This is a genomic window from Psychrobacter sp. P11G5, assembly GCF_001593305.1.
Taxonomy (GTDB): Bacteria; Pseudomonadota; Gammaproteobacteria; order Pseudomonadales; family Moraxellaceae; genus Psychrobacter.
Genome location: NZ_CP012533.1, coordinates 1750770 through 1763292, shown reverse-complemented (window position 1 = coordinate 1763292; position 12523 = coordinate 1750770). Strand labels below are relative to the sequence as shown.

The following is a 12523-nucleotide window of genomic DNA, read 5'->3' as shown; positions in this document are numbered from 1 at the left end:
GCGTACACTTTTTATTATTAATTAAGCCAAAGGGCAAAAAACGAACCGTTTTGAATAACCAACTAGCCAGCTAACTATCTAAACCTTGTAGGGCAGTAAACATCGGCTCATACAGCGGCTGTGCTAACGTCGTTAACGCTGCTGATAGGGCTTTAAAGGCGTCTTGATCACGCAGTACATATTGCCAAATAGTATGCTGCGAGCAGGTATCGTATACCGTGTCTACATGATAGTTAGGTCTTAGCCAATCTGAGAAATCTGCGCGTTTTGGCCAATAGCTGCCGCTCTCATCTTCACTCTCTGCCGCTTTTGCACACTTATCAAGATAACTGAGCGCATATTCTGGCAATAAGGTAATCGGCACTTGACCGACTAGCTTGCCAAACATCGCCCATTTTATTAGCTCGGCTACGGCATCTTCATACACAATAGGGCTTAGCTTAAAGGCGGTTGTTTTTTCATACTTTTTGACTTGTGAGCTGGGCTTATTAAAACGCCAAATACTTACGCCATCATTTAGTGCTACCTGCTCGGCAGTTGTGCGTCTAGCAACTTGCCAATACAGATGCGACAACCAAAACTTGATTAAATGCTTAGGGCTAGCAGAATTGGGTAGTATGTTTAACCACTGCTTGGAGGATTGCTCGGCATAGGACATGCCAGCCTGTAGATTAGAGCGATTGTTATTAGCACCTATTAGCACTGATGTTGGTACTGAGCCTTTTATCTTAACCATTTTAGGTAATAGCTTGTGCCATATTTCACTATCAGCATGACTTAGCACGGATGCTAGCGCTAGCTGAACGGGGTGCTCGGTGGTTGGGGTCAGTAGCTGCAAACCGCCTATATCACTCTCCTCCAATATCTGGGTATCATCCAAGCCATTAGCAATTAGCTGCTCTTTAAATTCCTGACATTGCTGTTGCAGTTTTTGTTGTTGATTGGGCAAGGTCGTTTGGCGCGCCACACCTGCTGGCATTATTTTTTGATACATTAGAATTGGGCTGTCTTGCGTGGCTGTGCTGTCGGTACTGTTATTGGCTGCATCGCTCGCCAACTCATTAATCAAATACTCTTTAATCTGATAAGTCGTCAGATTATCTAGGAATAGCGGCTCTTGATGTGCCATCGCTTCCTCGCCCTGCACCACGTGCACCTTTTGAGTACGCAAAAATGCCTTGGCCGGATGACGCACTTGATACGCCAATACCCCTTCAACGTCTATCTCCCCAATGTTAAATACGGTATCGGCAAGAGACCTTTTAGTAGCATCATCTATATCAGCAGAATCACTGGATACAGCTGTCGCTTCTAGTGACAACATCTCAGCCAATGTAGCTAAGGTTTGATTGTCTACTTGTCCTAACTGACCTAGAGATTGACCAAGCAGCTGAGCGATTGATTCGTACTGTGCTTTGGTAGGCAAGCCAACCAGTTCTGCATGCTCACTAAATGCTCTGCCCTTTAAGGTATGAAACACCGCTTGCCAAAGCGGCGCAGGCGGAAACTGACGTTTTTGTGCAAGCTTGGTTTTGCGCATGGCTGTATTTAAAAGAACATCTAACTCATCTGCATTATCAATAAGTCTGTTGTCTTGAATATTATTTTCAGTGTGGATAGCTGCGCTTTCATTCAAATTAGGCTTAGCAGTGTCAGACGCTTGCTCAGAAACATCTGCGTCTTCAATATCTGTTTCAAACAAACTCTCATGAAACGGCAGTGCTGGATGCTCAGTCACCAGCCACTGCTTAATCAATTTAGGTAAATAACGTTTAAGGCTTTCGGTGGTAGAGTCAACACTCTCAGGCAATGTGTCTAATGCTTCAAGCGAGTTTACCTGCCATTGCACCTCACCTTGCAAAAACTGTAATAGCTCACTGACTGGGTTGGCTGGCAGGTGCTCGTGGGTGTCTGTCAGACTTTGACCGTTATAAAATATCCAGCAAGCACTGCGCGCACACAGCAATGCGTCTAAAAATGCACCATTATCATCATCTTCACTGACTCTATCACCGCGGCGGGAATTGGTGGCTTTCATCAAATCATATCGATTATCAAGATCACGCCCAGGGAATTCAGAGAGATCCATATTGAGCATCACCACCAAATCAAAAGGCACGTTTCTTAACGCACCAAATCGACCAAAGGTAATCACCCCAGTCGGCTCGGCACTGACCTGCTGACTCTCAAGCTCCGCCTCGATACTGTCCAACATAAAACTCAGCTTTAATGGCAACTGCTCAACGCCTGCCAGCCTTTGCTCTACTTCTTTTTTGTTAGCATTACTGACACTATCGCTACTGGCGTACTGTCTATAGTGACGATTGGCCCTCAGGCTTGACTTAAAGCCATTCATCGCATTATAGATGGCGCGCATCGTACGGGTTTGATCGACATCACCAAAGTAGCGATGAATGACTTGTTTCTCAATCTGATCGAGCCAATCTTCCGCTTTTAGTTTTTGTGTATGATCATCACGGCGAGCAGTCAAACCGGCATAAATACGACAAAGCGCTTCAATAATCATCGCATCATTTAGGCTCACTTGCGGTAGCGGCAAACTCATCTCTGGCAAGGCAGTGCTTGGCCAATCTTCCTGTGCCAAAGGATATAAGCAATCGCTCAAACTGGCCTCTGGCATCACCAGACCCAAGGTTAATCTATCTAGCGCTTGAGCAAAGGTAAATCGGTAGTCATAGTCGTTGCTATCTAGGGTTTGTTTAAGATGCCATTCATCAAAGCCGCGGATAAAGCCTGCCTCTACCAGTAAATCACAGCCCCGGCTCATTTGGTCATGGGTTAAGCCAAAACTTTCATACAGCGGTGGCAGCATCAGCCAGTCCAAAACTTCTGCCGCTTCAAAGCGGGCACTATGACTGCCTAACAGCTTATAAAAACCAATAATAGCTTCCCATAGCTGACGAATATCCGCATCGACAACGCCAGTCACCTTTGCTGGCAGGGTTAAACCGTCTTGACCTTTACCGCTGACGAAAATAGAGCTGATCAGCGCATGGTGACGCTCAACATCGGGTAGCAACACGACAATATCGGATATATGGCGTTTTTTCTCACCAGGTGTTAATGGTTCATTCAACCAGCGCCCAATCATGATACGCAGCACCTCAAGTTGACGCTGTAAACTATGGCATGAATGAATGCTTAGGCTATTATCTTGCGCAGATATTGCCCAAAAACGCTCCTTCTCAAAGCGTTTATTCTCTAATACTTCATCGTCATACCACGCCGTCTCTTTCTCGTCTTGATCAGAGCCTGTCTCTAGTTGTTTGCTGACTGCTTGCGAGACTTTTGCTGCGGTAGCTTGCTGGGTAGACTTCTCGTCTAGCATCAACACATCATTTTGCAAACGCCTTAATAAGCTTGGGCTATCTTGCACCTGTTGCGCACTGTCATCAAAATCAATACCGAACTCGTCGCTCAAGCCATCATTGCCCTCATTAAAGATGTCCTGCCACTCGACGAGTGCATCTTGGTATTGCTCATTACCCGATAAATTAGCGAGCATGGCAAAGGTATCGCGTGATTGCTTACCCAAACGCGATAGCAAACTGTGACCATAATCACGCAAAAACACACTTTCAGGGTTAATAATTTGCTGACGCTGTAGCCACGACTTATCAACAATATCTGCCCAAAATAGCTTGGAGGGGTTGTAGTGCAGTAGTGTGATATCCATGTATTGTGACAAGCGCTGCAAAAAGTCGAGCTCAGTTTGCGGCAATTGCTGAATGGTAAAAATGCGCAGTACTTTGGGCAACTGAGCACGCTCATTCGCCTTGTTGTCCTTTAAGGCTGACCAAAACGTATCTTCAAGCGCCACACGGTGCTGATGCACATCGGCAAACAAATGCGACCACAAGAAACGCTGCGCGATCTCTAACTCTTCATAATGCGCCACCAACCACTCAGGGGTGCCGCGTGCATACTTATCAAAGCGCAGAGATAGTGCATCCTTATCTGCTATCAGCGCATCCACATTAAGCGGCTTATTGTGTGACCACAGATCTAACCAGTCCTCACGATGGGTCAAATAGCGGTTAAATACCCTTGCCAAATCACTTGCTAGCTGCCAAATACGCGCATCTTGTTGCGCTTTATCCTGTCGTACATTGTCTTGTTGAGCATTGTTCTGCTGAATCTTCTCTTGTGGCTCATCAATCAAAGATGCCAGTAATGGATGAACTGGGTGTTTTTCATCAGCGACAATTGCCTCTTGATAGTAGGTCAAATACCCAAATAAGCGCCACTGCATCACCGTTGGTGACAACACTGCCACCTCAGGCACATTTAGGGTTACCGCATCAGGGTCTTGCTCTAACAAATAGGCATTGTGACGGCTCAACACATCCTGCATCAATGTCCACTGATACTGCCCCCAAAATGTCGTCGTCACTAAGGTGCTGATACCCGCTTGGCTTGCAATAGACTTATCTAGCCAATCACCAAGTACCATGGACGGCACAATGACCACAAACTTCTCAAAAACAGGTTGGTTTTTGGACTTATAAGCTGTTAATAACTGTTCAACCAAAAGCTCGGTACGGTGGGACTGAATAATCGTAAACATAGACAATAATCTAATTAAAATAAGACAAATAATAAAAACTGCTCGCAATAATAACAGCGATACAACAATGACGTTATAAGAAGTTCTAGTCGGTTAGAAAAGTTTAAAAGGACATAAATATAGACAATTTAATACCATATAAAGTAATAAAGTTTAAACAGATAAAACAAACGCTGTCTTAACATCACGGCTCTTAGAACATAAAGCAATCATAAGTACAAAGAGCAATACCCACTAATCTATGTTTAGCTATCGTGCCAGTTATATATTTCTGCTAAGATAGCTGCATTTGATTGTGAACTACTGCTGACTTTAATGTAATATGACTTGTCAAACGTCAGCACCTGTAGTTGTAAGTTTCGAGCTAATGTACTGCGAATAGTGTGCCACTGATACTCGCTATTTACTAGTTTATTACTCAAATGCATAATAGCTTGCGACAAATGATGTCGCGTTTTTTGTTAATATTGATAACTAGCTTGATCATCTGAAACTAGAAAATTGCGATTCTACTATAACTAATGATGATTGAGATAACATCTTCATCCAACATCTAAAAACTTTTAACCTCAAAAACGAGATAATTACGTATTATGCCAATGCGTCCCATTGATGCTATCTTTGTTCATCCCGAAAAACGCCTTTATGTCGTTTATTTTCGCGGTGAACTGTGGCAATTACCACGTATGAAAATTGACCATGCCGCTTGGCAACGTCGGCAGCCTTACAATGGCGACGTCAAATCGCTTTATCTCAGTCGTCATCAAGCCATTACTGATCCTATATTGGCACAAAAACTACGCACCCTAAATCTACCTGAGGCTGTACGTGGAAGTACATTGCCTCGATTTGAGGGTTGGTGGGAAATTCATGGCTTTGAATGGTTAAGTTCTTTGCTTCATGATGGTAAATCACCGCTGGCTGCTCATCAATCAACCACAGAAGAGCCAATCTCAGCGGTTCAGTCTTTGGGCAATGACAATGAGGCCACCAGCACTGTAAATAACGCAGAAAAGACAAAGCCTATAACGCCACCTGTTGCCGAAGATGGTATTTTTGACGATATGCTAGCGGATTTAACCAATGAGGTATTGCATCATCGGCATTAAGTAAAAAATCGAGACAACATTAAAAAAGAAAAAACACTAAAACAATTCAAACAATATCTCAAAACAAAAGATGAGCTGTAACCTATGAAAGACTACAAGCTACTATTAGCTGGGCTAATTTTATTACTACTCGTTATTATAATTGGTATTTTTGCTTGGCTATGGAGTAGTAATCGGAAAAATATGGACCCTCTCCCGATAATGGCAAGTACAAATGGGGAAACATCTACTGTTAATGAGGATGATCCAGAAACAGTCAATACTGCTATCTTGTACGTACAAGCAGAAGATAAACTGCAATCACCTTTGGATGATGTCATTGCTCGTTTTGAATCACGCTATCCTACGGTGCAAATATTTACGCTTTATGTAAATGCTAATAAACTGCTGACTTTACCAAATACAAGTACTTCTGATGATAATGGTGTCAATAAAAGCTCAGAACTTATTTTTAATACTGACATCATTATGGCTAATGATAAAATCTCTAAAGAGCGCTTAGCACCTCTACAAGCCTTGCTTAAAGAGTCTCAAGCTGAGCGTAATAAAAACTCAATTAATGCTGACCATACAGCTACTAATCAAGCTATAGATAATGACGATGAAAACGCTAAGGCGCCATCTCCAAACGATAATAAGGAAGCGCGTAATTTAGCATCATTTAGTTATGCGCTGAGAGACTCTAAAGCAGTCGACGGGGTTATCTTAACGGAAAACCCTGCTGCGACGAGTTTCCGCAATTTCTTGCTATCTAGTGTGGGACAAGATATTTTGAAACAGCATGATTATGAGAATATTGAAGGTTATAGAAATAATCTACATGACTTATTTAACCCAACATCACGCTCCAAATCAGCATCAAATGAAAGCTCTATACAGGTTGCCGATGCCCTCAGTAACGGAAAGTAGCTACAAACCGTGTTTATTTATCTTTTGCTGATTGCTTTTATACATGCTTTTTTTTACAATGGCACTCCATAATGCGCCTATAGCTCAACAGGATAGAGCAGTTGCCTCCTAAGCGATCGATCCGAGTTCGAGTCTTGGTGGGCGCACCATATCAATATAATACAACAACCCATATTACCTCGTAAGCCTTATACTTCTGTTTGCATTTACCGCAACTCAAGCAAATGCAAATATCAATGACACCGTCACCAGAACCTTTACAAAAAAAGCGATACTAGTAGCTGCTGACACTAAAGAAGAATCAACGCTTACTCCTATCTTCTATGGACGTAGTAGTCGATACCCTTTTTCTTCTGCAGTACGCTTAGGCGACACGCTATATCTATCAGGGCAGATTGGTTTAAAAGATGGCAAGCTTGTTGAAGGCGGTATAAAGGCTGAGACCAAACAAGCTTTAGATAATGTGAATGCGCTGTTGGTCAAATATGGCTATCAAAAGACAGACCTTGTGAATTGTACGGCAATGCTAGCGGACTTAAGTAAGTTCGGTGAATTTAATGAAGCTTACGCAGCGGGGTTAAGTGAACCTTATCCTGAAGGCACTTTACTTGGCACCGATGAACCACTCATACTTGGGGCAAGTGTAGAACTAGAGTGTTCAGCTAGAAAGTAAATTTTTAAGGTATATCGAGCAAAGATAAGCTTAACCTTGTCTATACTCGATATACATTTAGAGTTATTTACTTATTTTTAGGGCAAGTTACCAATCAGCTAACTCCTTTAAAACGCAGTAAACGCAAGGCATTTAGCGTTACTAGCACAGTAGCGCCGGTATCAGCCAATACGGCAATCCAAAGTCCTGTAATGCCGAGCACAGTCGTTATCAGAAATATACCTTTTAAGCCCAATGCAAATATGACGTTTTGATGAATATTTCTCATTGTGGCGCGAGATAAAGCAATAAGGTTAGCAACGTCCATCACGCGGCTTTTTAATAGTGCAATATCAGCCGTTTCGATAGCCACATCCGTGCCACTGCCCATCGCAACGCCAACATCTGCCGTTGCCAAAGCGGGTGCGTCATTGATACCATCACCAATCATCGCTATTTTACTGTTCTCTTGCATCTCGCTGAGTAGACGCAGCTTGTCCTCAGGTAACAGCTCAGCCTTCCATTCTATATCTAACTGACTGGCAAGCGCTTTTGCCGTACGGCTATTATCACCTGTGAGCATGACAGAGCGCACGTTCATATTGTTAAGCTGTGCAATGGCTTGCTGTGCATCCTCTCGCAGCTCATCACGTAGAGCCACCAATCCTAGTGCCTCACCCGTTTGCTCATCGAACAAAATAGAAACCGTCTTACCATCATTTTGTAGCGTCTCAATTTGAACCTGTTGCTCAGGTGACAACACAACTTTCTCAGCGACGTAGACTGATGAGCCAATGGATAAAGTACGTCCAGCGACAGTTGCATAAACTGCTTTACCCGCAGTAGCAGAAGCATTAGAGGCATCAGGTATATTCACCTTAGCTGCTTTGGCATGATCCACAATAGCTTGAGCAAGAGGATGACTAGAAGCGGAATCTACACTCGCAAATAGGGCCAATAACTTGTCTTCACCCTCAGCATCTGTATGCGCTATTGTAAAGCCAATAACATCGGTTACCCGTGGTTTGCCTTCGGTCAAGGTGCCCGTTTTATCAAAAGCGACGGTACTCACTTGACCCACCAACTCCATAACATTACCACCTTTGATAAGCAGTCCATGACGCGCGCCAACAGCCAAACCTGAGGCAATAGCGGCGGGTGTTGATAGTACTAGGGCACAAGGACAGGCAATCAGTAATAGCGCCAAACCACGATACAGCCATGTCGCCCACTCTCCTCCCATCAGCAGCGGTGGAATGATAATAACCAGAGCAGCAAGTACCATCACTATAGGCGTATAGTAGTGGCTAAAGGCTTCAATAAAACGGGCGGTCGGTGCTTTGGACGCTTGCGCCTGCTCCACCAGCTCAATAATACGTGCAATCGTATTATCCGCAGCCGTTTTTTCCACGCGTACTTGTAGTACGCCATCAACGTTGATGGATCCAGCAAAGACGTCATCGTCTATTGTCTTGGCAACAGGAACAGATTCTCCAGTCACAAGTGACTCATCAAGGCTAGATATACCTTGAATAATCACACCATCAGCAGAGACTCTATCACCAGGACGCACGAGAACTTTATCGTTAACCTGTAGTGAAGTCGCTGCCACCTGACGTTGTTGTCCTTGCGCATCCAATAAGATGGCAGTCTTTGGTACTAGCGATGATAAAGCTTTGATGCCTGCGCGAGCACGATCAGCGGCGACGCTCTCTAACAGCTCACCAACTGAGAATAAAAAGACCACGGCAGCCGCTTCTTCAGCTTCACCAATGATAAGGGCGCCAATAGCAGCGATAGACATGAGCATTTCAATTGAAAAAGGCGAACCTGCTGACGCCAGTGCAAAAGCTTTGCGAGCAAATGGTAGGACACCGATAGCCACAGCGGCAATAAAAGCCCATGCACCATATTCAGGGAAGATCAAAGACAACACATATGCTGCGCTCATTAAAAGCCCAGTACCAATGACCTGCCTGCCCTTTATGGTTTGCCACCAGCGCAGATCGTCTACCGCTGCTTGACTACCCTCAATGCCTACCTCATTTTCTTGATCAGTTAAAGCTGACACCCCAAACCCTAGGCGCTTAATGGTTTTTTCGATATCTTTGATCTCAGTATTCGTATCAGGCGCTAGGATTAGCTCTAGTTTTTGGGTTGCAAAGTTCAGCTGAACGTCAGAGACACCGGGCATACGTATTAGCGCCCGCTCAATTTTGCCAACACAACTGGCACAGTCCATACCTTCAATATGATATTGCATAATCATTTATCCTCTTATTAAAGGTATTATGAACCCTGTAGTGGCTTCAGGGTCAAGGGTTTTGACAAAAAATCAGTTTGATTCTTTTGTCATCTAACCTTATAGTTACTTTATTGTTTTAGATGATAGAGACCATTATTTGAGGAGATAAAAGTGCTTATCAAAATTGGCGAGCTTGCCACACGTACAGGTGCGACGGTCGAAACTATTCGCTATTATGAGAAAGAAAAGTTATTACCAGAGCCTTTACGCAGCCAAGGCAACTATCGTTTATATAATGAGGGGCATATTGAACGTCTGCAATTTATCCTACACTGTCGTACGCTCGATATGACTTTGGATGAAGTACGAACCCTGCTTCAGTATAGGGATAAACCTGATGAGAACTGCGGTGAGGTCAATGTGCTATTAGATGAGCATATTAAGGCAGTCAAAATACGTATGGAAGAATTGGCGCAATTAAAACAGCATCTGCTTGTTTTGCGGCAAAAATGTGCAAGCGAAGCCCCAGCTGAATCATGCGGGATATTACATGCGCTTGCCGATAATTCTTGCCATCATGGTTGATAGACTATCATCTATTTTACTCAAAGTTTAATAGTAATAAAATGATCTCATTCAATTCAAATTGACAAATTTTGGCGACGCAAACTCTGACTCTTTATACCCTCCATCGAATATTGTCTTTTATTACTCAAATTTTTATTGCCCTCTAAGCTTAGCTTAAGAGCGTGTTATTGTCAGTAAATAAACTGACTATTAAGCGAGGTGTAATGATGGGCCAAAACAATCATAATGATATAACCAACGACGCAAGTGTACCCTTTTTACAACCGTCTAAAACGAAGCAAGTAAGGGTTTGAGATATCCTTGTCAGAATCACCCATTGTGCAGGCGCTATGGACAGTATTTATTTTAAGTGCTGGCATAGTCGGTAGTGTCTATGCTCTTTCGTTGTGGGGAGAAAGCCTATCGCAAATCCTTATGACCACAGATAAGCATTTTTGGTACTCATCACACGCAAGTGGTGTGATTGCCTATGCTTTATTTTGGTTGGCAGTTGTTTTTGGTTTGTTGCTCAGTACGCGCCTATGTCGGTATTTTAATGCTACAAAAGTATTTGCATTACATTAATATTTAAGCTTGCTCGCAGTAGGCTTTTCTACTTTTCATGCGGTTATTCTATTGACTGATAATTATATAAATCTTAATATTTGGCAGGTATTATTACCCCTTGGGTTTCAGACTGACCGTATCGGTGTCGCATTAGAACAATTGGGATTTTGGTTTTTATTCATCAGCGCGTTTAGCTTCTACCTTAAAAAATACATGGGTCAATCAGCATGGCGATGGTTGCATTTTTTAACCTTTTTAGCTTATATGGGCATTTGTATTCATGTGTTTATGGTGGGCTCTGATAGCCGACTGCTAGCGCTATTATTGTTTTATGCGGGTAGTCAGACAGTGGTGTTTTTACTGATTGCCTATCGATTATATGCCTTAAGGCAAGTTAGCTAATCTCTGAGCAATTTACAAGGTAAACTATACTATAGTATTTTTGGTTCATTATTCTTGCTTAGTTATTTTTGAGGTTATTTATGTCTCTTTCTATTCATGATGAAGTGCATTTAAGCAACCGTAGCCAATGGCTCAGAGCAGCAGTGTTAGGTGCAAATGATGGATTAATTTCTACCGCCAGCTTACTGGTTGGTATTGCTGCTGCAAACGCAAATAGCCAAACTTTACTACTGACAGGACTTGCGTCGTTGACTGCGGGTGCCTTGTCAATGGCAGCGGGTGAGTACATTTCAGTATCATCGCAGGCAGACATTGAAAAAGCTGACTTGGAAAAAGAGCAACATGAATTGACGCATAATTCTGAGCGAGAGCTTCTTGAGCTAACAAAAATTTATGAGCAGCGTGGACTTGAGCAAAACTTAGCCCATCAAGTTGCCGTGGCTTTAACTGAGCACGATGCCCTTGAGGCACATGCGCGTGATGAGATAGGTTTGACTGACATAAGTGCAGCAAAGCCGCTTCAAGCCTCCGTTGCCTCTGCCATCTCATTCATAGTAGGCGCCATAGTACCCGTTATTGGTATTCTACTATTGCCAGCAGAGACATTAGTATGGTCGTTGGCCTCGTTGACCATTGTGGGCTTAATTTTGCTTGGTGTAGTATCAGCACGCTTGGGCGGCGCTCCTATTATTCCTGCTACTGCTCGGGTGGTAATATGGGGTGTATTGGCAATGCTAGCAACCTCATTTATTGGCGGGTTGTTTGGCGTAAGCGTTTAGCTCCGGTCTTCTTTACTATAAAGTTCGTTTATGGTAATAATGGGGGTTTTTTAAGCTTTGAGCTATGCTGAAGAAACCGTATAAGTAAACTTGGTAAACTAACGACTCGATGAGGAGTTTACCATGACTAAGAAAATTAGAACTTACAGCACGGAATTCAAAGCAGAAGCGGTTAAAAAAATTGCAGACAACAATGGTAACTTGAGTGCAACTGCTCGGCAGCTAGGAATAGCGATGCAAACGTTATCTAATTGGCAAAACAAAGTGAATGAAGGCAAGCTCAAAGGTACTGAGCAATATGACCCACAATTAGCAACTGCGCTTGAAGAGATAAAACAGCTTAAGCGACAACTTAAAGTGGCCGAAGATGAACGAGAGATATTAAATGAAAAGGGGTAAAGCGAAGCACTGCTTCGCCCCTACGCAAGATGAGAGCTATGCTCGCAGTGAGACTAGGATTCAGAAGGATTTAGGCTATAAGACGCCAGACAGATATGGTTTGATTATTATCGTCAGGCTGCGTAACTAAAACCTCCCAAGTTAATGTGTACGGGATTGACAACATAGGACAGTGTTCGGTATTCACGTTAATACATCAGAGCCAGTAAGAGAAACTCTTATACGTTGAGTACATTGAATACATTTGAACCACCAGACTTAATTATGTTCTTTTCAAGCTTCATCATAAATTTTAATAGCTCATAG

The 12523-nt window shown here is 43.1% G+C and carries 9 protein-coding genes, 1 tRNA gene and 1 pseudogene; 9 read left to right on the top strand and 2 right to left on the bottom strand.

Annotation, left to right across the window (positions count from 1 at the left end):
* Positions 1-70: 70 nt before the first annotated feature.
* Positions 71-4588, bottom strand: a complete 4518-nt coding sequence (locus AK825_RS07215) for an exodeoxyribonuclease V subunit gamma (RefSeq protein WP_068035822.1) — start codon at positions 4586-4588, stop codon at positions 71-73.
* A gap of 593 nt (positions 4589-5181) precedes the next feature.
* Here AK825_RS07215 and AK825_RS07210 point away from each other — a divergent pair.
* From AK825_RS07210 to AK825_RS14575, 4 genes are all read left to right on the top strand, one after another.
* On the top strand, positions 5182-5697 hold the full coding sequence (locus AK825_RS07210; protein WP_068035821.1) for a hypothetical protein: 516 nt from the start codon (positions 5182-5184) through the stop codon (positions 5695-5697).
* Between the two features lie 201 nt (positions 5698-5898).
* Positions 5899-6606, top strand: a complete 708-nt coding sequence (locus AK825_RS07205) for a hypothetical protein (protein WP_227514032.1) — start codon at positions 5899-5901, stop codon at positions 6604-6606.
* A 73-nt stretch (positions 6607-6679) separates the two neighbouring features.
* Positions 6680-6755: transfer RNA gene (locus AK825_RS07200), tRNA-Arg, on the top strand.
* 41 nt (positions 6756-6796) lie between these two features.
* The gene (locus tag AK825_RS14575) at positions 6797-7279 is read left to right on the top strand and encodes a RidA family protein (RefSeq protein WP_082787197.1); all 483 of its coding nucleotides are present in this window, start codon (positions 6797-6799) and stop codon (positions 7277-7279) included.
* Between the two features lie 94 nt (positions 7280-7373).
* On the opposite strand, the gene AK825_RS07190 is transcribed toward AK825_RS14575, so the two are convergent.
* Positions 7374-9521, bottom strand: coding sequence for a heavy metal translocating P-type ATPase (locus AK825_RS07190; protein WP_068039150.1), 2148 nt, complete (start codon positions 9519-9521; stop codon positions 7374-7376).
* A 159-nt stretch (positions 9522-9680) separates the two neighbouring features.
* Here AK825_RS07190 and cadR point away from each other — a divergent pair, with 159 nt between their 5' ends.
* From cadR to AK825_RS07170, 5 genes and pseudogenes are all read left to right on the top strand, one after another.
* Positions 9681-10088: a Cd(II)/Pb(II)-responsive transcriptional regulator gene (cadR, locus tag AK825_RS07185; protein WP_203226531.1), complete on the top strand. Its 408-nt coding sequence runs from the start codon at positions 9681-9683 to the stop codon at positions 10086-10088.
* 303 nt (positions 10089-10391) lie between these two features.
* Positions 10392-10655 (top strand): hypothetical protein, encoded by a 264-nt coding sequence (locus tag AK825_RS14890; RefSeq protein WP_227514031.1) that lies wholly within the window; start codon positions 10392-10394, stop codon positions 10653-10655.
* A gap of 51 nt (positions 10656-10706) precedes the next feature.
* A complete protein-coding gene (locus AK825_RS14885; RefSeq protein WP_227514030.1) occupies positions 10707-11039 on the top strand; it encodes a hypothetical protein in 333 nt (110 codons plus the stop codon).
* 80 nt (positions 11040-11119) lie between these two features.
* Positions 11120-11818: a VIT family protein gene (locus AK825_RS07175; RefSeq protein ID WP_068035813.1), complete on the top strand. Its 699-nt coding sequence runs from the start codon at positions 11120-11122 to the stop codon at positions 11816-11818.
* A gap of 123 nt (positions 11819-11941) precedes the next feature.
* Positions 11942-12215 (top strand): annotated as a pseudogene (locus AK825_RS07170) (transposase); the annotation flags it as partial.
* Between the last annotated feature and the right edge of the window lie 308 nt (positions 12216-12523).

Coding starts and splice junctions, on each gene's coding strand:
- AK825_RS07205 (WP_227514032.1), top strand. CDS start 5,899: ATGGCAAGTACAAATGGGGAAACATCTACTGTTAATGAGGATGATCCA.
- AK825_RS07215 (WP_068035822.1), bottom strand. CDS start 4,588: ATGTTTACGATTATTCAGTCCCACCGTACCGAGCTTTTGGTTGAACAG.
- AK825_RS07210 (WP_068035821.1), top strand. CDS start 5,182: ATGCCAATGCGTCCCATTGATGCTATCTTTGTTCATCCCGAAAAACGC.
- AK825_RS07190 (WP_068039150.1), bottom strand. CDS start 9,521: ATGCAATATCATATTGAAGGTATGGACTGTGCCAGTTGTGTTGGCAAA.
- AK825_RS07175 (WP_068035813.1), top strand. CDS start 11,120: ATGTCTCTTTCTATTCATGATGAAGTGCATTTAAGCAACCGTAGCCAA.